Genomic DNA, 21,411 nt, shown 5'->3' with positions numbered 1-21,411 from the left:
GCCCTTCACACGATGCCCCAGGCGCGGCAGCGGGTTGGGCCGGTGAGCTCGCGCGGGAGCGCGCCGCCGAGCCGCGCCAGCATCAGGTCCACGGCCTTGGGCGTGACCTGCAGCAGCTTGGCCCCGAGCGGCACCGTCACCAGCGGCCGCGACAGGAACAGCTCGACCAGCTCCGGCAGCCTGGAGTTGCTGCGGCACTCGATGGCCTTCCACGGCAGCTCCGGCAGGTTGTAATTGCGAGGCGTCAGGAACCGCTCGTCGTCGAAGTCCCCTCCCCTGCTCCCGAAAGCCACGCTTCAGCTCCACGGCTAAGTTATTGATGCTGCGAGCTATAGCTTAGCGAGAAGAAGCAAAGCAAGGCATCTCTACGATGGAGGGACAGACGATCCGCCGCTCGCTACAGCAACATCAGGATGGATCAACCACAGTGCGGCCGGTGAGCGGTTCCGGCTCGTTCTCTGATGGCGGGTGAAGTGCTGAATGGCCGCAGAAGCCGTTGTTTTAAGCCATTTTGCCGGGCTCCAGGAAAGCCCTCCCCTCTCCGACTGGTTAACAGAATGACTTGAGAAACGTCTGCAAACGATCGTTGGTAGATTCTTATGGAATTATACAAAAGGTGTCGAACCCATGGGGTTCCGGACCCTGATCCGAAGGTTTAGGGCATAATTGGTGTCGGCTCGCCGTGCCGTGATAGCGGGCACGAGGCACGGAGGAAGGAATGTCGGCAAAACAGGACGACCAGAGGATGCCTGCCGGCGCGTGATCCCCTCTCCTGAGAAGAGCCAGGATCTGGGTGAACTCAATGGAGAGACTAGGAACGAAGGGGCTCTGAGACACCTCCACCATTTCAGAAAACTCCTTCCTGCCCGATTCGAGCTCGACCTGGAAGAGGCAAGCGAACGGGACAACACTCCGCCCGATACCGATGTCTGACTGCCCCCCCTTCCTCGCGGAGGCGCCTGAACGGCTGTGCGCGGGTTTCCACCGAAGATCAGGTGGCAGATGCCCAGATATTTGATCTGAAGGATGCCGGCTGCGAGGTGATCCACCAGGAGCATCGGTCCGGCGCCCCCGCTCTCGCCCCGTGCTACACGCCTTCTCAAGGAGATCAGGCCCGGCGATGTTTTGACCGTGGTTCGCCTCGACCGCTTTGGCACGCTCGGCGAGCCATCTCCTCAAGATCCTCGAAGCTCCGGAAGAACGCGGAGCTCACTTCCGATCGCTGCGGGATCTGATCGACATCTCAACACCGCAGGGCATGGTCTCGCTGCAGGTCCTCGCCGTCGTCGCTCAGCTGGGGCGCTCCCTGATCTGCGAGCACACGAAGGGAGGCGTGCGGGCGGCCAAAGCTCGCGGCAAGGTCCTGGGGAACCCTGGTGTGCGTGAGCGTCGCCCAAACACCATCCGGCGACTGATACTTGCCCGTGAGAAGCGTTACCTCGATCCTGATAGCGTCGACTTGACCAGTGGATGTCCACCGCGAAACGGAGGCGGCCGGCCCACACGCGGGATGACGTTGTCCGTGTTCTGAATGCCCGTGGGCAGGATTGGACGGTCGAGCGCCTGCGTCGGGCGGTGCGGAAGCCTGTCTCCCAAAGGATGGCTGACGAAGCCGTTCTCAGGAAGGCCCCTCCCCGCTCAAGGGACGATCGCCTTATGACTTTGATCGCGGGCATTGCCATGGCCGGCCGGGATGTATCGCCTCGTGACATCGCGGCACAACTCGAACGCATGCGGGAGCGGCCCCCGCGGGGCGGCACGGGATGGAACGCCCTTGGGTTAAGCAGCAGCTCGACTAGGCAAAGAGGCTGGGATTCGTCCGATGAAAAAAGGCATCCTCGGAGGGCTGCTACGCCGCGAGCTGAGAGGACGCAATAAAAGAACGTAGCACAGTGGCGCTTCATCAGAGTTGGCGGCCGCCAACTCAATACAGCAGGGTATGAGAGCGCCGAACGATTGGCTCTCCGCGTGCCCCCGCTCAGCAATCCGCCGGAAATAGATATTTTCGGGTCGGCGGGTGGTGATCGGTATGATCCATGTCCAGGAGTGGCGGTTGTCTGAGCTGTTGCTGTGCCGCTCGACAATCAATCCCTGTGAACGGCACGTTCGACGAAGCGGCAAATCTCCATCACGAGTTTGAGGCTGGCTGCCGCCAACGTTTGTCGGACAGTTGGCGACAGCCAACCCTCCCTCCACCGTCCGTAGGCGATCGGGTCATGTATGTCCCGCGACAGGTTCTAATGGTCTCTCGGGCTTGGGCGTCGCGCCATGCATCTCTACGGGCATGTCCTCTCTACGGGCATGTCCTCGCGGCCCGTGGCCCAACTCCCTCTTCCGAGGCGACAGGAAAGTTGACGGCCGCCAACTTTCCTGTTCGGACGCAGATGCAGCCTTCCTATGGCCCTCGTCCCACCTAGACACGAAACTTTGGTGAGGAGAGATTAGCTCATGGTGCGCACCACATATATTTTCCGATTTCCACCTCGAGGAGAGCGAAGACCGTTCACTCCTCTGCACGCCTGAAGATATGTTCCCGGTTTATAGCAGTTCGTTGTTATCGAATGGCATCGAGGCCAATGTGCTCGTGCTGGCAGGCGATATCCGTCCAACCCCTGCCCTCCGGTCCGAGGTAATCGCACGGATCGTGGACGAGAGCATCGTGTGGAACCGAAGGTCCGCGTCAGCGACCCGAAGGGCCACGCCAGTGACCCGAAGGGCCGCGTCAGCGAATAGGGGACCCGGTTATTCGCTGGCGCGGCCCTTCGGGTCGCCTGAACGATGCTCTCATTCAAGGAGAAAGCATCGGATGGGTCCCAAAAGTGCAAATCCTCTTTTCACGTCCGAGGCTGTAGCGCCTGTTTTCCAGGCTTGAATCATCGGGAACGGTGAGTTGGCGGCCGCCAACTTGCCTGGCTGGGGCCTCTTCCCCAGCCAACACTCGCCCTGTGAGCAAATCACCACAGGCTTTTTGCTCGGACCTACATGATGGGCGGTCCGTATTGCAGCTTCCGATACCAGTTCGCGACCCGGATTTCACCCGCACCTGCCGCAAGGGCAAGCATGTCGTTGAGGCGACAATCGGACGGGTAGGTCGCGTGTGGCGGCAAGAGGCAAAGTTAGCAGCCAATTCCGCTTGCGATCTGGATGAAAGCCTCCGGGCGAGGCCAAAAATCGATCCCAGGAGGTGACGTGGTTGTCGCCGTGCGACGTGCCGGCACCAACTCACCTCACCACGAATCGCGGAGTTGGCGTCGCCAATCCTTCCGCCAACCAGCATCGTCACGGCTAGGGACGGGTCCAGATAACGCTACTCTGATGCATGACGGCTCCTGCGCCTCGTTGAGAGGTCTCCGATGAGAGGCTCTATCTCTGAATCGGCATAGGAAGTTGGCATCAGCCAACTTCCTATGCCGGAGAGGGCTGCATTGCGGGCGCTCACGTTGAGACAAGAATTCATGTGCAATTGTGCAACAGCTTATTATTAATTCTTGTTTACCAATTGGAAAGCAGTTGCGCTCTAAAACGGTTTTCGTCCAAAAGGGCAAGCTGAACCGTTTTAGGAGATCTCACCGTGACAGCGCAGGTAATTCGTTCCGACGAATCTTTTACGACGGACGATAGAATTTCCGCTCACGCCCGTCTGCTTTCCAGTCAACTCCAGCAGTTGCGGGAAAAGCTCTTCCCCCCAGAGGCATCAAAAGAGTTGCGGACATTCACGTCTGGTGAGGCAGCGAAATTGATTGGTGTCAGCGACAGCTATCTCCGGCAGCTATCCTTAGAAGGAGCCGGTCCGAAGCCTGACACAACCCCAAGCGGCCGCCGTTCATATACCCTCAAACAGATCAACGAGCTCCGTCATTACCTCGCGGACCTGAAACCGAAAGACGCGCATCTTTATCTTCCGCATAGGCGTCCGGGCGAGAAGCTGCAGGCAATCGCCGTCACGAACTTCAAAGGTGGGTCCGCAAAGACTACAACCACGCTGTATCTCGCGCAGTATCTGGCACTGCAGGGCTACCGGGTCCTTGCCGTCGATCTGGATCCGCAGGCGTCGCTGACTTCGATGTTCAGCATTCAGCCGGAGTTCGATCTCGAGCCAAACGACACGCTATATGGCGCAATCCGGTATGACAGCGATCGCCGGTCTCTCGCCGAAATCGTGAGGCCGACTTATTTCGACGGCATCGATCTCGTTCCTGGCAATCTCGAGCTTATGGAGTTTGAGCATGAGACGCCCCAGGCTATTAATAGCGGGGGAGGGGAGGGGCGATACTTCTATCGCCGGATCGCTGACGCTCTTAGCGATATTGAGGACCGCTACGACATCGTCGTGATCGACTGCCCACCGCAGCTGGGTTATCTGACCCTCGGCGCTTTGCTGGCGGCGACCTCTCTTCTGATCACTGTCCATCCGCAGATGGTCGATATCGCCTCGATGTCGCAGTTCCTCCTCATGGCCGCCGATCTGCTTGCCGTTCTGCGTCGCGCCGGCGGTAACATGCAGCACGATTTCATCCGCTACGTCATCACCCGACACGAGCCTCATGACGGACCACAATCGCAGATCGTCGCACTACTCCGCGGCCTTTTCGGCGAAGACGTCCTGGCAGCCAGCGTCTGGAAGTCGACCGCAATTGCCGACGCGGGTCTGACTAAACAAAGCCTCTATGAGCTCGAGCGCGGCGCAGTATCTCGGGCGACCTTTGATAGAGCAATCGAGAGCCTCGATGCCGTTAATCGTGAAGTTCTCGGTCTCGTGCACAAAGCTTGGGGGAGGGCATAATGAGCAGGCGCGACCGCATCAAAGATCTGTACTCGATTCCATCAGCAGAAGAGAAAGCAGCACTGGTCAATGCTCCAGCACAAACCTTAACGGAGCGATCGCCTGACAAGCAGCACATGAAACTGCCTGTGGGCGACGCCCGTCCGGATGCAGTCAGAAACCCTGCGGCGCCAAACGTTGGGCAGGAGCGCATCCCAGCGGGTCCAGTGCGGTCCATGGGCTTTGCTCTCGGTCGGATTGAGGAAGAGACCAAGGCGCTGCAGAAGGCTTTGGCAACTGGTCTGACGATTGTGGAATTGGATCCATCCCTCATTGAGGGTTCTGTCATTCGCGACCGCTTGGGCTCTCTAGAGAGCCTTGAGGTTGGTAGCTTGGTGAGGTCGATCGAGGAGAAGGGGCAGGAGGTCCCGATACTTGTTCGCCCTCATCCGTCTAAGAGTGGACACTACCAGATTGCGTATGGCCACCGCCGCCTCAAGGCGGTTGCGGCACTCGGTCGTAAAATCAAAGCATTCGTCCGCGATCTTTCTGACGAAGAACTGATCGTTGCGCAGGGCGTCGAGAACTCAGAGAGGCAAGATCTCAGCTATATCGAACGAGCGCTTTTTGCAGCGCGGATCGAAGCTCGTGGCTTTGATCGCAGCGTAATCATGCAGGCGCTTTCAACCGACAAGACGGAACTCTCGAAGCTTATCTCCGTCGCAAAAGGTGTCCCTGAGCCCATTATCGAAGCAATCGGCCCAGCCCCAAAAGCAGGCCGGGATCGGTGGATCAAGCTCTCCAAATGCCTTGAAGATAAGGCTGCCGCGAAGCGCGTTGAGAAGGCCCTAGCGGAAGACGACTTTGCCTCGGTCGACAGTGACGAGCGCTTTATCCGAGTGCTCAATGCGGCTTCCGGACCTCAACCAAGAGCCCAGAAGGTTCAACGGAAAACGTGGAAGAGCGAATGGGGACCAGCCAGTGCGACTGTGACGCGCTCCAGTAGAGGCGTTGAGATCCTCTTCGACACGAAGTCGGATCCTGGGTTCGCGGATTTCGTCGCAGAGCAGTTAGACGAGCTCTATAACGCATTCCGCACGAAGCTTTAGAGCATCGTGCGGAACCGAAGGTCCGCGTCAGCGAAAAGTGGATCCGGTTTTCCGCTCTCAACGATGCTCTCATTCAAGGAGAAAGCATCGGATCGGTCCCAAAAGTGCAAATCCACTTTTCACGTCCGAGGCTGTAGCCAGAGGGGAGGCCTGGTACCGGGCTGATTCAGAGACGCCGGGAAATTGCCTTTGAAGTTTTCCAACGTGATTCTGATTCACTCTTGCATTTTGACTCCAACGTCGAAGCAGAATCGGGCAGCGTTGGGTCGTTACAAGAAATGGAGCAATCCATGTCCGACCCAACGAACCGTGAACGCATTCAGCGCCACCGCCAATCCCGGCGAGCCCAAGGGCTGAAAGAGGCTACGGTGTGGGTCGATCAGTCCGTTACGTCCGCAATCGACCAGGCCGTCGAGCGTGGGCTTTATCCGTCGCGGCAGGCAGCAATGTCTGCCGCAATTCGTATGGTCTTTTCGGGAGATGCCACGAAGAGAGTGATGTAACCAGGCAAAGCAAAGGGCCCCAGAGCTGGTAACTCTGAGGCCCTTGGAGCTACCGAGGGACGGCAGCTAGGATCGTTTAGCGACAATCTTTATGCCACCCCGACAATCCGAAGTCAATGAACATCGGCTTCCGGTGAACGCTCTTGCTTTGCCCTCGCAAGGAGGGTGCGGTGTTCACAGCATCGTTCAAGAGCTGGGCTCTTCCAGCGCACATCATAAGAGCTGACAGCAGGAATGCGGGCAGCTCTCCGAGCGGAAATGCAGCCGTCAGCTGGCGCGACGCCAGGCTAGAGCATCGTGCGGACCCGAAGGTCCGCGTCAGCGAAAAGTGGTCCCGGTTATTCGCTGACGCGGGCCTCCGGTTCGCCCCGAACGATGCCCTGCTTGAAAGAGGAAGCATCGGATGGCCCCAAAAGTGCAAGGCCACTTTTGGGTCCGATGCATCAGCGATCTCGCACGCCTCTCTGCCGGCAATACCGTCGCACGATACCTCAGGAAGTCTGGTCGCGATTTTCCGCAAACCGAGCCCGGGCCGGATTTTCGATTTTCCGCTCCGAATTTCTGAGGAATTTCAGCGATTTTATCGTTCTTGCCTCCTCGATGACTTTGTGGAGGCATGGATGAGGTCCTATCGGCCGATTCTCGCGCGCAGCGATGAGCCAGCCGGTCAGGTCGCACAGGGAACCAAGCAGAGGAGAAGTGCCACGGCGTGACGACGTAGGAAAAGCAACGGCCCCCGAAGCGCCAACTTCGGAGGCCGTAGAAATCAGTGGGACTTAGAAGACCCGAACAACTTCAAAGTCCCATACAGCGAATCCGGTGTCAACGGGGAAACGCCAATTTCTCCGGACATCTGAGCTTTGCCTATCGACTCAAGAGCCTCACGGCTTTTGGGAACGGACACGCTTGGCCTGGAAAAGGTCAACGCCATGACGGTGCATCAATCGACAACACCTTTCGGCCGGCGGTCTCTGTCGCTGGCTATGTTGGCCGCGCGAGCGGCTTCTGAGGCCGGCCCAAAGGACACTATGGCCGAGAAGTGGAAGGTCTTTGACAACCTCCGTGAAGCCAAAACGGCCCTCGGCATCTCGGACCGGGCTCTGAGCGTCCTCAACGCTCTCCTGACCTTCCACCAGGACACCACCCTGCAGCTCGGGTCGGACCTGATCGTCTTCCCGTCCAACAAAGCCCTGACATTCCGGGCCAACGGCATGTCGCCGGCGACACTGCGGCGCCATTTGGCCGCTCTCGTGCAAGCGGGCTTGGTGATCAGGCGCGACAGCCCGAACGGCAAGCGCTACGCCCGGAAAGGGGAGGGGGGCTCGATCGAGCAGGCCTTCGGGTTCGATCTCTCACCGCTCGTCGCACGGGCCGCGGAATTCGAGAGCTTGGCCGAGGAGGCGCGAGCCGAGAGAAAGGCACGATACCTGTTGCGTGAAGAAATCACGCTGCTCCGTCGCGACATCTCCAAGACCATCGCTGTTGCGCAGGAGGAGGATCTCGCCGGTCCCTGGAATGATCTCCTGGCGCGTTTTGATGCCCTCAACGAGACACCGCCGCGCAGCGCTGAGACAGCGGTTCTGGAGGCGATTGCAGCCGATTTGAGGGCTCTTTGGGCTGATGTGGACAACGCGCTGAAATCGCAGCTTAAAATTGATGATATGAGCGCCACTGAGTCTCATAGTGAGCGCCACTATCAGAGTTCAAAACCAAACCCTCTTTTAGATTCTGAACAAGGCCTTCAAGGAAGGCTGGAAGAAACTTCGGCGCCACAACCTGAGGCTAGGCAGCCTCCCATCCGGGCCTTCTCTCTGAGCCTGGTCCTGCAGGCCTGCCCGGATATCGCAATGTACACGAAGGGAGGACAGGGGATCTCAACCTGGGGCGAGCTCGTTACCGCGGCCGGTGTGGTGAGAGGTGCGTTAGGGATCAGTCCCTCCGCCTGGAAAGACGCCTGTGCCGTCATGGGCGATGAAGACGCCGCCATTGTGGTTGCTGCAATGCTGCAGCGGTCCGAGATGATCGTGAGCGCCAGTGGTTACCTGCGAAACCTGACGAACCGGGCGCGGGAGGGTAAGTTCTCGGTCGGGCCCATGGTCATGGCTCTCCTTCGCGTCGCTGTGAGTGGTGAGAGAAAATCAGCATGACGCAACTGCAGGGACTGGGGAAAGCGCGTCTGAAACACGCGCATGGCATCCTGAAGGAAGGCTCTCCATGGCTCATGTCCCCTCATGAACCTCCAGGATGATCCCTCAGTCTCGTTCATACGGATGCGATGTCAAAGCTGATACAGAACCGCCATGCCGGAGGCTCATATTGCGGAGACGGGAGAGGATGGAAGTCAAAGCTCGCGCGGCTATTGAGTTTGGGGGAGTAGGCCTCGCGCTTTAGGCAGGCTCTGCCGGTCGTGTGCACACAGTGCAATGGACACAATCCATCACGGCCGTGAATCCGTCGGCTTGTGAAAGATTCCTGCTTTTCATTGGACCTCGAGTCTGCGGATCACGACACTTGGGCTCATGTCTGGCAAGCTCAATGTCGTCGTCCTGGACCGCTGTGATCCATCGCAGAACGTTTCGCGCTTTTACGTCCTGCGCATCGAGCCGTCGCTCTTCGGCGACCCAATCTTGGTCCGGGAGCGGGGTCGGATCGGCCAACACGATCGCCAACGGATCGAAGTTCATCAAACACAAGAAAGGGCAGCCGAGGCTCTGGAATCCTGGCTCCGCCGCAAGCAGCGCCGCGGCTATCGGGTGCGAGGCTCGTAGAGCAAAATGATCTGCCCCAGTTCGTGATGACCTATGTGGATGGGGGAGCAAGACCTCCCGGGCATACGCTTCTGCTCCCAACAAATTGCAGCGCTTGTCCATCGACTAGATCGTATTAAACTGATTGCTTGCAGGTGTTTCCCAAGTCATTCTGTCAACCAGCCGGAAAGGCGAGGTCTTTCCACAAGGAAGCCAAAACGGCTTGAAATCAACGCACTTAACGCACTTGAGGCTTCGGCACCCTCAAAGCGTGTCGGAGCGCGGCCCAGAACCACTCATAGGCAGCAACGCGCCTGATCCATACCGATGCTGCTTGAGAGAGTGACGCACCGTCCATCCTCCCATCGTAGCTAGAGCTTGCTTTGCTTCGCACCAAGAAGCTATGCTCTGCTACATCAACAACTTAGCTGTAGGGTGCAAGCGTGGCGTTCGAAGGCAGGGGAGAGAACTTCGACGGCGAGCGGTTCCTGACGCCCCGCACTTACGACCTGCCGGGGCTGCCGTGGGAGCAGATCGTCGGTCGCCTGGAGTCAATCACGATTGGCATCCTGCGCTTCGACGCCCGCCTGGAGGCCTCCGGCCTCGCGGCCGGCTGGCAGTCGCGCTGTGACATGACCGAGGCGATCCGCGCTCTCATGCTCGACGGCCACCTGGTCGATGTCGGCGATCTGGTGCTGCACGATGCCGGCATGGACGTGCGCCATCCCTCCCACGAGCTCACCCGGGCCGCGGCCGCCCTGCGGGCCCGACGCACGGCCTTGGCCCGCAAGGCGCCCTGGCCGCTGTCGATTGACGGCCTGGCAGCCCTGCGGGGCATCGGCGGTTTTAGTGCAGGGGAGGCACCGGTTCGGTCCAAGCTCAAGCCACCGGATCCGGAGGATGACGAGGCCTACCCGCCCTACGCCAATGATGCCGATCCATGGAAGGCGCACTTTGCCGAGATCGATGCCCTGCTCGACCGCACCAGCAAGGTGCTCGCCGGTGAGACCCCGCTGCCGAAGCGCCGCTCGCCTCTGGTCTACGATCCGGACCAGGACGAGGCGGAGGCCGAGGACCTGTGGCTCGAGGTGGTCAAGCGCACTGCCCATTGGCCGGCCATAGCGGCGGCAGCGGTGGCATGGAATGCGTGGCTCGATCTCAACCTCTACACCCGTCTGCCGTGGCTTGGGCTGATCATGGCTGCATCCATCCTGCGCGCGAGAGGCCTGACCAGTCACCTGCTGCCGCTCGCCGCCGGGTTCAAGCAATCCAGGTTCCGGCCGCAGGGCCGGGAAGGGGCGCGGGAGAGGCTGGAGGGCTTCTGCCAGGTGCTCGAGGAGGCGCTGGCGATTGCCCACAAGGATCTCGACCGGCTCATCCTCGCCCGCGAGCTGATGCAGCGCGTGACCTCCAAGTGCCGCAGCAACTCGAAGCTGCCGGAGCTGGTCGAGCTGTTCCTGTCGCGGCCGCTGGTGACGGTGCCGCTCGGGGCCAAGCTGCTGCAGGTCACGCCCAAGGCCGTGGACCTGATGCTGGCGCAGCTCGGCGGCGCGCTCCCGCGCGAGCTCACCGGCCGAACCCGCTACCGCGCCTGGGGCATCGTGTGATGTTTGCCGATTGTATGTACGCGCTCCTGTCCGCGGCTTGATCATTAAAAAGGCATTCGGACGTGGGGCCGGTATTGGTGTTTACAAACAATCAGGTCTACCGCTGACACCGCAATTCAATTGGCCTCAACGCACCCCATGTTTACCTTGGAAAGCTCCACCTCGCTCGAACAGGTCATCAAGAAGAGCCGGTTTGTCGCGACGGCTGGCCCGATTGCAAGCGAGCCGGACGCTAAGAACTTCATCGCCGCGCACTCGGACGGAGGCGCCAACCATAACTGCTGGGCTTGGCGGGTGGGTCAGAGCTATCGGTGCAGCGATGACGGTGAGCCAAGCGGCACTGCCGGCAAGCCGATCCTGCAGGCCATTGATCGGCTGCTCCTCGACAATGTCGCTGTTATTGTAACCCGCTGGTTTGGAGGCGTTCTCCTTGGTGGCGGCGGTCTTGTCCGCGCCTATGGCGGTGCCGCAGCTGCCTGCCTGCACGCAGGGAAGATGGTCGAGATCATTGCCGTTCAGGAAGCTATCATCACTGTGACCTTCTCCGATCTTGCTTTGGTGAAGGCGCGATTGGCCGGCGCGGCGGGCGTTCGGATCCGCCAGGAGAGCTTCACCGAGGCAGGGGCAATGCTCACAGTGGACTTGCCCGAAGCCCAAGCCCAGCACATCGCCAGGATGATCACGGACATCACCAGCGGTCGGGCATCGGTCAGGATGGATCAGGAAATCTCCACCTAATTGTGTGATCCGCGACAGCGGTTCGGTAATGTCTTTGAGCTATCAGCATTGCTTCCGTCACCTGCGATGACGAGGTCCGGAACATGAGAGCACTTCTTGGCACGGGCGCCGCGCTCGTCCTTTTGTCGGCAGGAGCTTCGGCCGACAGCACGAGCCTGGCGGGCTCCTTGTGGCGGTGCACCCGAGCATCGGACCAGTCTCGGTTTGTGATCACCTTCTATCCTGGAGGAGGGGTGGGCGGAGGCGAACTGCACGATGGGGAGGTCAGCCCCTACATCTTCGATGCCTCGCGCATCAAAGAGGGCGAGTGGCCTGGGCGCTGGGATCAAACAGGGCGGCGCTTCACCTGGAGCTTTCCCGACCAGAACATGCGGATTGCAGGCGCCATCACCGCCCCGGGACAGGCCAAGGCTCAGCTGATGGGCACCGAGACTGCGTCAGGAGTCCAATCTTCCATCTCCTGCACGGGATTGACCAAGCTTCCGCGGATCGGGGAGGGATTGGTCATTCCTAGGGATAATCGCTTCATCGATCTTGAAGATGGGGAGGGCGAGCTCAAGGTACCGGCTGGGATCTCACTTCGGCCACAAGATTGATGCCACTTTGTTAGGGATAGCTTCAGATGGTGCAAACAGGACGCCACAGCCAATCCTTGAGGGCGTCGTCACATCAACGGGATGTGATCGGGTGCCGCTCTGGCGAGGTATGAAGAAGCTCCGTGCGGCGATCGGAGCCACGAAGGCCAGCATTCATCGGATCTTCGCGTTGATTGAGAACGCGGACCAACTTGACCTGCGGCTCGGGCGGTCTTTGGAAATGCAGCCCCCGAGGGATACGGTGTGTTATTGCGAGGATCCACAGTTTCGATGGCCCACGCGAGGTCGAGGATGTCCCCGCCGTAGCCAGTCTCGAAATCCCGGAAGATATCCGGATCGTCGATTGCGGCATGAAAGTTGCTCACACGATACCGATCCGTGCCGTCTCCTCCGGCGATGATGTTCTGTCCCTCGGCGTCGATCAGGTCATTTCCTTTGCCGCCATCGATAATATCGGCGCCCGTGCCTCCAGAAAGAATATCATTGCCGTTCCCGCCACTGAGGAAATCGTTTCCGTCATCGCCGTGGAGGATGTCATCGTCGGCACCACCGGCGAGCCAGTCGTTCCCGGTTCCGGCGATGAGCAGATCACTCCCTTCACCGGCAGCAAGCCAATCGCCTCCGTCTCCGCTCCGGAGCTGGTCATCGCCTGAGGCGCCGAGCAATGTGTCCGAGCCAGCATATGCAAGGAGGTGACCGTCTCCCGAGCCTCCGAGAAGCAGGTCGTCGCCACTGCTGCCGTGGATATCACCCGATCCAGCCGACCTCTGGATCATAACGATTCCCTCTCCGCTGTGAAGCCAGTTGCTGTACAGCGTTCCCGTAAGGGACTTGTTCTGTGATTCATCGGGCGTGACGGTAGAAGACAAAGTCGGTGATGGCTTTGCAGTCATGGCCTCTCAGTCCACTGTCACTTCGAACCGCACCAGGTCTCTGTCCATCCGCCTGTGGTCCTGTTCCCAGTTCAGACGTGTAAGGTACAGATGGAAGCTGTCTCCGACCGTCTGAAAAATGGGGGACTCGCTGTTGTGATCGATGACTGAAGGGTAATCGTAGAAGGTGCCGATCCCATCCGACCCCCACGGGGGCTCGAGAGGAGTGAGCAGGGCAGCAGACGACCAGTTCCTGAGGTCGTGCGAAGTCGAGTAATAGATACCCCCGGCTCCGTTCACTCGCGTGGACCAGACCACCAGCCAAACGTTCCTGGTCTCGAGCCAGACAAGGGACCGGATCTTGCCAAGCATATGAGATCCGCCAAGCCGATCGCACTTGGCTTGAACAGGAGGTTCACCCTTAACCTGATATGGCTTTGGCGGAGAGACAAATTCGCCACCGCTCAACATCCGCCAACCTGTCTCCAGATTGCTGCGGTGAGCTCGAAACAGGCAGTTCCCGCGCCCTCCCGGTTCTGCCGCATCTTCAGTCCATGCTATGAAATAAGCATAGTCTCCATCGAAAACCGTGTTGGTAAGGGTTAGGAAACCCGCAGCGTCGACCGAAGGGCCAAATCGCTTGTTGGATCCTGCAATCAGTCTTTCATGGCGGGGCAGGAGCTTGAACGAAAAATCTCGGTCGTTTGCTTCGAGCCCCACAAGTGCAAGATACCAGCAGTCGGGCTTGTTGAAGTCCATTTTGCAAACGCCATCGTGACGAATCCCGGAATATTCCTGGCTGGCCAGGCCGAGAATTCGCCCGTCACCGAGAGGTATGAGGCTCTGAACCCAGAAGCGATCATCGTAGTCCTCAGGGTTTGCCGATTCACTACCCTGAGACAAGACGGTGCAGTTCGGCCGAAGGCCATCAAAACTGCTGCCTTCGAAGATTCTGTTGCGGAAGTGAGCGGCGATGAGGACAATTGACCCATCCTCTCGCCGATAGGCTCTCGCTGGTGAATCGGGGATTGAGCGCCAGTCGCAACGCTGCGTTTGATAGTGATAAACAACCTCAGGCTCGGACGAGACGGAAAATGTGACAGGCTCCTTCGCGACCACAGCAGTGCTGACCATGGCCATCAGGGTTGCCGACCATGCTAAAGGGCTCAGGAATGCATTTTTCCGGTCCGACTTCGCGAGACTTTTCATATCCAGTCCCTTTCAGTTCGCCCATCTGATGCATCTGCTTAGAGGGCATGTAGCGGCCGAGACCTTGACGACGGAGCCGCCGGCGATTGGCCTCCCACGCTGGATAACGAATGATGTAGTGGGCCTACTTCCCAGCTGCGATCCGTTTCAGGAATGCCGCGGGCTCGAGCTTGTTCGTCGTGAGGAACTCAAGATACCTGGAGGCAGCTTCGCTGCGATGCCTGTCATAAACGACAGGATCGAACTTGATCAGCTTCTTGAGACTGAAGCGCGTGATAGGAGCTGTAAGCTCGGCAGCTGAGATATGGGGAACGCTCGTATTCTCGCACAATTCCCGGGTCCGAGAGTCGATAGTGACGGTAAGACCCATCCGTTCGGCCTGCAAGGCAAGAGCAACGCCATGATAACGAGACCCGATCGTTAGATCGTGTCGGCGCAAGGAATCCATCCAGGCAGGTACATCATAGAACGACCGGACATAGTTGCGGCACCATGTCTTGAACTCCTCAAAGGAGTAGTGAGGAACCGTGTGGTTGTGAATTCCCTTCAAGGCATGCTCTTCGATACCATCGAAGACTCCACGGGATACCTTGACCATCTCACCCATGGACTGAACGACGTATTGCCCAGGCGCAACAGGATCCATCATCAGGCTGACAAGCTGATGCTCGATTTCCCGCGTCTTCATCCATGCCTGGTGACCTGCCGCGACCGAGATGGAGCGAGGCAGATCGATCTCGGTCCAGTTCTTATGAATCTTGTGCCCGAGACCCGGCTCCTGATTCGTGAAATAGGACGGGCAGCCTCCGGGCAGCGATCCGGTGATCCCGAGCTTGTCAAGCTGAGAACTGGTGTAGGCACCGCGCGTGTAGATATTGGAGGCGGTGGACGACGCTCTCGCCTGCCCGATCACTTGAGCCCAGCGTAAGGTCCCTTCGGTCAACTCGATGTCATGCTCATAGCTGTCTGCCTGAGCGCCGAGACCGATCGCCACAATGGGAAGACCGGACTTCTCCAGGTTCTCCGCCATGGTGCCGTAATTGGTATGTCGGCCGAGCTGATTGGCGCAGGGAATGACGATGATATCGGCATTCTCCTTCAGCTCATCTGCGGTGGTGCTCCAGCCGAAGAACTTGACGGGATTCGTGATATGGCTCGCGATTGCATAGACGAAGGCCAAGTTCCCGTTGTTATGCCCGATCGCGTTATAAAGCGTATCGAACTCGGAATTGGAGTAGAGGCCCAGGGATGGGTACTTCCACAGAATCGCCACTCTCGACGGTTGAGAACCCTGCCGCCTCACTTGCACCTGAGGCTCGGAAGACGCTTCTTGAATGATGGTATCGAGCATTTGAAATAACTCTTCGCTTCGGTGGGTGATCGGTCGATCAACGGCAACGGCGGAGATCGCTTCGGTTGTCAGCGCGATGCGCTATCAGGCGGCCGCAACACTTTGCTTCTTGAGGTGCGTCTCCCAGGCCAGAGCATGAGCGATGATCGTCTCAAGATCATCCAAAACCGGTTTCCATCCCAGAGTGTGGCGGATGCGGTCCGCCCCCGCAATCAAGGTCGCGGGATCTCCCGCCCTGCGCCCTTCCGGCCGAACCGCAAAATCAACACCGGAGACCCGCCTCACCGCCTCGATAACCTCAAGCACGGAATAGCCACGGCCATAGCCGCAGTTGAGAACGACGCTTTCGCCCCCGGAACCGAGATAATCGAGAGCCAGCACGTGTGCATGCGCAAGATCCGAAACATGAATGTAGTCGCGCAAGCAGGTGCCGTCCGGGGTCGGATAGTCCGACCCGAAGATCGCAAGATGCGACCGTTCGCCGAGGGCTGCCTGCGTCGCGACCTTGATGAGATGCGTAGCCCGCTGGCTGGACTGACCGCTTCGGCATCGGGGGTCTGCTCCGGCCACATTGAAGTAGCGAAGGGCCACATACCGGAAAGGGTGTGCCACGGACGTATCCTTCAGCATCATCTCGGTCATCAGCTTCGAAGTGCCATAGGGCGATACAGGTCTCACGGCAGTCGTCTCGGAGATCGGAGAGTCCTCGGCATCTCCATAGACTGCCGCCGTTGAGGAGAAGATGAAACGGCTCACCTTATTTTTGACAGCAGCGCGGATCAGAGCGTGGGCTTTCACGGTGTTGTTGAAGTAGTATCCCAGAGGGTCAACAACAGAATCGGGGACCACGATCGAGCCTGCAAAATGGACGATGGCGTCGATCCCATGATGGCGGATGATCCCGGATACAAGCTCCTCGTCTCCGCAATCTCCTTGCACGAACTGAGCCTTGGGATGGACCATCCATGCAAATCCCGTGCTCAAGTTGTCGAGTACGACGACATCCTGTCCGGCATCGACCAGAGCCAACACCATATGACTGCCGATATAGCCGGCGCCGCCGGTTACCAATACCGTCATGTTCTTACCTTTTGCTCCTGTTCATGATGCATGGTGGACAGGGGGACGATCGCCTTGTGAATTCGACTGCGTGCGAGCATCCTCCCTCGGACGCGAAGGCTGTCAGGCCGCCTTCAGCTGAACCTTCTCCGGCTTCTTCATCACGTCGACCATCTTCGTTTCAGCCCCATTCTCGACCAGGAACTGGCGCATCTCGCGATACATGAACCGATATGCGCGGTTGAACTTGTCGAAGAGCGACTGATCCCAATATTCCTCAAGCGAGAATTTCTTGCCCGAGAACACATCGAAGCTCGGGATCTGATATGTCTCGGCGAACTCAACCGTTCGGCTATCATATGTGAAGTAGATGGACGGCACGCCATTCGCGAGAGCCATTAGATTGCCATGCAGCCGATACCCGAGAACCATGTCCTTCTGCTGTACAAGATCCTCGTAGGACGCAACGACATCGGAATAGAACAGTCGCTCCCGGTGCAGCTTCTCCATGGTCTCATCGAGATACCAGTCCTTGACCCACGGATTAGCCTTCAGGGCGGCAAAAGCCTCTTCCTTCTGGTCCGGCGTACCGAAAACAATTTTCTTTTCCTCGACCTCACCTTGCGCCATCAGGACGACGTCAAAGCGCGCCGCAAGGCTCTTCACGAGATCCCTATGGAAGGTGAGATATTGCTTGATATCCTGCGCATAGGTTGGCGAAACTTCGCGGCGAAGTGTAATGCCGGCCGTCTTGACCTTGTCGAGCGCCCGAAGTTTGATTTCCAGATCCGGATTGTTGCGACGAAAGGCGGTGGGGCAACCGACAATCCTCACATTCTTAATTCCGAGATCCCAGAGGACCTGCGCCGAGTAGGCTCCCCGCACACCGATAGAAGTCGTTGAATCCGCCATCAGGCGGAGCACGGTCTTGGTCTCATCGGAGATCTCGATCATTCCCTTGACCGGAGCCTGGGCGCCGATGCCCCAGGCAATCACCGGGATCTTGAGCTTTCTCAGGACATCAATGGCACGCTCCCACTTCATATCCTTGTGGATGTAGTTCGATCCCCGTAGGAAGACATAATCGTATTCCGCGTTGATCCGATCGATATCGGCAAGGTTCGGGTTGGCGATCTCGAGCGCATCGAGCTTGTCGTAATTCAGCAGCTTGAGAGAGGAGTCGAAAACAAATGCGTCACCAATATTGTGATAGTGATTGATGCTGCGCTGAATGTCTTTGTAATTGTACCAGCGCACGTTGTCGTGATCATAGACCTCACCCGACGGGCTGATGACAAGAATACGTTTCATTGGGGGGTGGCTCCTGGATTTCCAATTTTTAGGTGTCTGCTGAACCATCTCATGCAGTCAGGGCGGCAACTGGTGCTCTGGGGGCTTTCTCGGACGCGATGGATCGATAGAGATCGAGGTGCTGCCGGGCGCATTCCTCGTAAGTGATGGGACGCTTGATCCCGGCGCGAAGACGTTCCCAGAGCCCGGGATTCGTGAGGGCTTCCGTCATACGGTCGACGAGGTCTTCCGATGACCCGACGCGGAAGTGAAGTCCGTCGACACCATCGGTGATTTTCTCCGCCATGCCCCCGATATTGCTGCAGATCATCGGTCGGCCGTGGAAGAACGATTCCTGTATGACAATGGGCGAGTTTTCCCACCAGATGGAGGGGATGATGGTCCAGTCGATAGATCTCATGAGGCGCGGCATTTCGCTGTTCTGGTAGGACCCATAGAAACGAACTCGGTTTCCGGCGCGCTCCACGAGCTTCTCGATCTTGTCCTGGAACGGCTTCGGCTGCCGCTCGAGATTACCGCCAAAGATCATCAGTTGAGCGTCTTCGCCCCATACGGATTCCGGAATGCGTGTTACGGCATCCAGAAGAACATCAACGCCCTTGAACTGGGTAATCTGCCCGAAATAGCCGAAGCGAGACCTCCGGAGCCGCTTGTTGCGTCCTGACGCAACCAGTTCCCGCACTGGCGTGGGCTGATCGATGTCGAGGCCATTCTCGATCACAATGAACCGAGAAGGATCAAGCCCCCAATCCACATAGCGGTCAACGAGGAACTGGCTAGGCGAGACGAAGAAGTCGGCAACTTCCAGCAACCCGCGGACGAAATGCTCTCTGCGCAGAAAGCGAGCCGGCGAGATCTCAGGAAAGCATGCATTGCAATCCGAGGGCGACGCTCGATGGCAGAGCTTGGTTCCGCCTGTCTTTACCATCTGGCCGTGATGATGGCAGATGGAGAGGAATTCATGGAACGTCACCACGATCACGCAATCCGGCAGAGCGCTGCGGACCGAGTAAATCGTCTCCAGTCCCAGGCCGATGAAGTGATGGAAGTGAACGACGTCCGGCTTCAAATCGCGCAATACGCGGATGAAGTCCCGTTCGAGTTCCTCCGTGCCGCGATTAGAGATCAGGAAGTGATCGTACTCGTCCGCATGGTAGAGGATGTCGCCGCCCTTCTGGCGCAGACTCATCAGGGCGGTTCCACTATGCCGCACGACCGGATAGCCGACGCGGGCAAGGAAGCGGGATTCCGCGCCGCCAATCTTATTGAGCCCCTTGTGGAGATTGTAGGCTGCGATTTCGGCGCCTCCGAGAGAGAAGCTCGGGTGGCCATGGGAAACGATAAGAACGCGAGGGGAATGCTTGGACATTGTCATCATCCCATGTTGTTGACGAGAAGGGACCACTTGCGGTGGAAGCTCCAGCGATCAATTCGTTGGGCCAGGCGTCTCATGGGGAGATGTGATCCGCCGCTGTCGCTCTCTGCGGAGATCATCTCGACCTCCGGCAACCATACCGAGGGTGTTCCCGCGAGCCGCAGCTTGAGGCAAAGATCACGCCCCTTGTCGCTCGGCCCCAGATATGAGCGTGTGAAGCCGCCAGCCGCCTCGATAGCGCATCTGGAGACGATGCAGCATTCAGTGGAACCTGCCATGACCTCCGTTGGCTTTGATCCATGCACCACGTCTCTCGGGTACCCGATATAGCGGTCGACCAGCTTCGGCTCCTCGGTGTCGAGCCAAGTCCCGGCAAAGCGGATGGAATCGTCTTCAAAGACGATGGTTGGGCTCACCAGCGCCTTCCCGTTGCGGGCGCGATAGGCACGCTCCATTATGGAGAACCAGCCGGCCTGTCGCGGCAGGACACTGGCCGAAAGGAACACCAGGGCATCGGCTTCCGTTGCCTGAACGGCGGCATCGAAAGCATCGCAGGAATCCTGCACACCTTCAGACCCGATCACGCGGATCTTGAGACCGTAGAAGCATGCAAGACGCTCCGCCTCGGGAGCAATCCTGCCGAATGCCTCGATGGGCGCGGAGACGATCATAGGTACGTCACGGGTTTCCGGATCGAGCGCCAGAAGAACCAGAGCAACGGTCAGCTCCTCGGCATCAAGGCCCGCTCCAACCACAAGGATCTTTGAGGCTCCTGTATCGTCGAAGCCGAAGTTGCGGGTCTCGACGATCCGAGGAGCGGGAGCCGCAAGAGCCTGCATCATCGGGCCGATGTGACACTCGATGGCCGTTCCAGCTGCGGCTGTTCTCGGATCCAGGGGCGCGACAAGCCGCTCGAGAGCCTGACGGGACAGGTGCCGCATGGGTTTCAGGGGGTAGAACACCACGGTGTCACCGATCGTGAGCTCGAAGTATACCGGAGCGTCGCCAGAACCGGACAGCCCCGGCACGAAGGCCAAGAAGCCATGATCGATCCGCCGCGGATCGAGACGTCCGGCGAACAGCTCATTCTGCTGGAATGCCGCCGAAACATCGGGCCGCGGGAGCCGGGTCCAGGCGTCATCCACCCTCGCACATTCTCCCCCGGCTCGCAGGATGACGGAGTCGGTGAGACCTTCAGGGTCAAGCATCCAGCCCGCAATGAGCATGCCCCCACCCGGAACCTCGACCACCATGTCCATGCCGAGACGGACCGGCTCCATCAGGTGCGAGACCGTGTCCCGGCCATCGAACCTCTCTCCGGCGCGGCGAAGCGCTCGGAGCGTGTCTGAGTTGGCTGTCGCGCGAACCAATCCGTCACGAATATGCGCCGGAACATCGGTCGTGGGCAGAAGGACACGTCGCTCATATATGTCGAGCGTTCGCCATCCGTCCTTGCCCCGGAAGAACAGTTTTTGGAGCTTCTCGGGGTCGATGGTGGCTTTGCCCGTATCGAGCATGCCGATGAACCCTTTGCCTCTTCCGGCGAGATCCTCGCGGTCGACCGTAGCGGCTTTGAACTCACCGACGAGAAAGCCGTCTTGTGAAACGATGACGCGCACGTGATCCGGCGGCAGCCCAAGGGCCCATCCCTGCAGGAAGATCTCGCCAGTATCGATCTGGCCAATGACCTCGATCCAGCCATCGTTCCTGGCTGCAGCCGTCAAGACTGCAAGGGCAGCCGTCGATCGTGCCGAGGTGGTCTTTCCACTGACAAGCGCTTGAGCGATCCTGTCGGCAACTTCGGCAAACTGCTCACCGGCATCGACTGAGAGGACTTGCACCAGGTTGGAGGCCGTGATGGCGGGCCGAGGGAGGGTATAGCGCAGCGGCTGTCCGTTTCGACGCATGACGATCGAGCGCAGGCGCACCTTCGAGGCGAGCCTGATCGGGACCACGGCGACGAAACCGATGGCTGCTTCTGCCGGAGCGCCACTGCGCCGCCAACTGACGATCCCTGCCCTCATGGTCATCGATGGATCGCCATTGAGGAGGACCTCAATGGTGTCGGGCATTGCGTCGGCAACGCCGCTGATGAGCGCCAGATCGTCCCCGATCGGGGTCGCTAGAGCGGTCTCGCCGTCAACCGGAAGAGGAGGATGTTCTTTCACTATA

General features: G+C 58.9%; 17 protein-coding genes. 9 read left to right on the top strand and 8 right to left on the bottom strand.

Annotated features, from left to right (window positions below; translation table 11 throughout):
• Positions 1-5 precede the first annotated feature (5 nt).
• Positions 6-293, bottom strand: a complete 288-nt coding sequence (locus DC522_RS15730) for a helix-turn-helix domain-containing protein (protein WP_245444202.1) — start codon at positions 291-293, stop codon at positions 6-8.
• Between the two features lie 857 nt (positions 294-1,150).
• On the opposite strand from DC522_RS15730, the gene DC522_RS37290 reads away from it, so the two are divergent.
• From DC522_RS37290 to DC522_RS15680, 9 genes are all read left to right on the top strand, one after another.
• Positions 1,151-1,531 carry a recombinase family protein gene (locus tag DC522_RS37290; RefSeq protein WP_371679705.1) on the top strand — a complete coding sequence of 127 codons (381 nt, stop codon included), beginning with the start codon at positions 1,151-1,153 and terminating at the stop codon, positions 1,529-1,531.
• A 2,040-nt stretch (positions 1,532-3,571) separates the two neighbouring features.
• Positions 3,572-4,783 carry a plasmid partitioning protein RepA gene (gene repA, locus DC522_RS15720; protein WP_245444200.1) on the top strand — a complete coding sequence of 404 codons (1,212 nt, stop codon included), beginning with the start codon at positions 3,572-3,574 and terminating at the stop codon, positions 4,781-4,783.
• Positions 4,783-5,871 carry a plasmid partitioning protein RepB gene (repB, locus tag DC522_RS15715; protein WP_245444198.1) on the top strand — a complete coding sequence of 363 codons (1,089 nt, stop codon included), beginning with the start codon at positions 4,783-4,785 and terminating at the stop codon, positions 5,869-5,871. The genes repA and repB overlap by 1 nt, the downstream gene beginning before the upstream one ends.
• A gap of 290 nt (positions 5,872-6,161) precedes the next feature.
• Positions 6,162-6,374, top strand: coding sequence for an antitoxin MazE-like protein (locus DC522_RS15710; RefSeq protein ID WP_116529656.1), 213 nt, complete (start codon positions 6,162-6,164; stop codon positions 6,372-6,374).
• 929 nt (positions 6,375-7,303) lie between these two features.
• A complete protein-coding gene (repC, locus tag DC522_RS15700) occupies positions 7,304-8,521 on the top strand; it encodes a plasmid replication protein RepC (RefSeq protein WP_116529621.1) in 1,218 nt (405 codons plus the stop codon).
• Between the two features lie 372 nt (positions 8,522-8,893).
• Positions 8,894-9,142 carry a WGR domain-containing protein gene (locus DC522_RS15695; RefSeq protein WP_116529620.1) on the top strand — a complete coding sequence of 83 codons (249 nt, stop codon included), beginning with the start codon at positions 8,894-8,896 and terminating at the stop codon, positions 9,140-9,142.
• 422 nt (positions 9,143-9,564) lie between these two features.
• Positions 9,565-10,728: an RHE_PE00001 family protein gene (locus DC522_RS15690; RefSeq protein ID WP_245444197.1), complete on the top strand. Its 1,164-nt coding sequence runs from the start codon at positions 9,565-9,567 to the stop codon at positions 10,726-10,728.
• Between the two features lie 138 nt (positions 10,729-10,866).
• The gene (locus tag DC522_RS15685; RefSeq protein WP_116529619.1) at positions 10,867-11,466 is read left to right on the top strand and encodes a YigZ family protein; all 600 of its coding nucleotides are present in this window, start codon (positions 10,867-10,869) and stop codon (positions 11,464-11,466) included.
• Between the two features lie 83 nt (positions 11,467-11,549).
• Entirely contained in the window at positions 11,550-12,062 is a 513-nt protein-coding gene (locus tag DC522_RS15680) for a hypothetical protein (protein ID WP_116529618.1), read from the top strand.
• Positions 12,063-12,130: 68 nt separating this feature from the next.
• On the opposite strand, the gene DC522_RS37285 is transcribed toward DC522_RS15680, so the two are convergent.
• The 7 genes from DC522_RS37285 to DC522_RS15645 form a co-directional block, all read right to left on the bottom strand.
• On the bottom strand, positions 12,131-12,838 hold the full coding sequence (locus tag DC522_RS37285) for a calcium-binding protein (RefSeq protein WP_165820177.1): 708 nt from the start codon (positions 12,836-12,838) through the stop codon (positions 12,131-12,133).
• A gap of 123 nt (positions 12,839-12,961) precedes the next feature.
• Complete coding sequence (locus DC522_RS15670) at positions 12,962-14,143, bottom strand: hypothetical protein (RefSeq protein ID WP_116529616.1); 1,182 nt, start codon at positions 14,141-14,143, stop codon at positions 12,962-12,964.
• Positions 14,144-14,267: 124 nt separating this feature from the next.
• Entirely contained in the window at positions 14,268-15,494 is a 1,227-nt protein-coding gene (locus DC522_RS15665; RefSeq protein ID WP_116529615.1) for a polysaccharide pyruvyl transferase family protein, read from the bottom strand.
• Positions 15,495-15,578: 84 nt separating this feature from the next.
• Positions 15,579-16,574 carry a UDP-glucose 4-epimerase GalE gene (gene galE, locus DC522_RS15660; protein ID WP_116529614.1) on the bottom strand — a complete coding sequence of 332 codons (996 nt, stop codon included), beginning with the start codon at positions 16,572-16,574 and terminating at the stop codon, positions 15,579-15,581.
• Between the two features lie 102 nt (positions 16,575-16,676).
• Complete coding sequence (locus tag DC522_RS15655) at positions 16,677-17,864, bottom strand: polysaccharide pyruvyl transferase family protein (RefSeq protein WP_116529613.1); 1,188 nt, start codon at positions 17,862-17,864, stop codon at positions 16,677-16,679.
• Positions 17,865-17,913: 49 nt separating this feature from the next.
• Positions 17,914-19,233, bottom strand: a complete 1,320-nt coding sequence (locus DC522_RS15650) for a glycosyltransferase family 4 protein (RefSeq protein ID WP_116529612.1) — start codon at positions 19,231-19,233, stop codon at positions 17,914-17,916.
• A gap of 5 nt (positions 19,234-19,238) precedes the next feature.
• Complete coding sequence (locus DC522_RS15645) at positions 19,239-21,407, bottom strand: glycosyltransferase family 2 protein (RefSeq protein WP_116529654.1); 2,169 nt, start codon at positions 21,405-21,407, stop codon at positions 19,239-19,241.
• Between the last annotated feature and the right edge of the window lie 4 nt (positions 21,408-21,411).

Origin of the sequence: Microvirga sp. KLBC 81 (assembly GCF_003075415.1) — a bacterium.
Lineage (GTDB): Bacteria > Pseudomonadota > Alphaproteobacteria > Rhizobiales > Beijerinckiaceae > Microvirga.
The sequence above is the reverse complement of the archived record's forward strand: the minus strand, read 5'-3'. Positions and strand labels throughout refer to the sequence as shown.

What these genes read in the sequence shown, in the direction of transcription:
- galE (WP_116529614.1), bottom strand. Translation starts at nt 16,574, where the DNA reads ATGACGGTATTGGTAACCGGCGGCGCCGGCTATATCGGCAGTCATATG.
- repB (WP_245444198.1), top strand. Translation starts at nt 4,783, where the DNA reads ATGAGCAGGCGCGACCGCATCAAAGATCTGTACTCGATTCCATCAGCA.
- DC522_RS15685 (WP_116529619.1), top strand. Translation starts at nt 10,867, where the DNA reads ATGTTTACCTTGGAAAGCTCCACCTCGCTCGAACAGGTCATCAAGAAG.
- DC522_RS37285 (WP_165820177.1), bottom strand. Translation starts at nt 12,838, where the DNA reads ATGATCCAGAGGTCGGCTGGATCGGGTGATATCCACGGCAGCAGTGGC.
- DC522_RS15650 (WP_116529612.1), bottom strand. Translation starts at nt 19,233, where the DNA reads ATGTCCAAGCATTCCCCTCGCGTTCTTATCGTTTCCCATGGCCACCCG.
- DC522_RS15710 (WP_116529656.1), top strand. Translation starts at nt 6,162, where the DNA reads ATGTCCGACCCAACGAACCGTGAACGCATTCAGCGCCACCGCCAATCC.
- repC (WP_116529621.1), top strand. Translation starts at nt 7,304, where the DNA reads ATGACGGTGCATCAATCGACAACACCTTTCGGCCGGCGGTCTCTGTCG.
- DC522_RS15695 (WP_116529620.1), top strand. Translation starts at nt 8,894, where the DNA reads ATGTCTGGCAAGCTCAATGTCGTCGTCCTGGACCGCTGTGATCCATCG.
- DC522_RS15655 (WP_116529613.1), bottom strand. Translation starts at nt 17,864, where the DNA reads ATGAAACGTATTCTTGTCATCAGCCCGTCGGGTGAGGTCTATGATCAC.
- DC522_RS15680 (WP_116529618.1), top strand. Translation starts at nt 11,550, where the DNA reads ATGAGAGCACTTCTTGGCACGGGCGCCGCGCTCGTCCTTTTGTCGGCA.
- DC522_RS15670 (WP_116529616.1), bottom strand. Translation starts at nt 14,143, where the DNA reads ATGAAAAGTCTCGCGAAGTCGGACCGGAAAAATGCATTCCTGAGCCCT.
- DC522_RS15665 (WP_116529615.1), bottom strand. Translation starts at nt 15,494, where the DNA reads ATGCTCGATACCATCATTCAAGAAGCGTCTTCCGAGCCTCAGGTGCAA.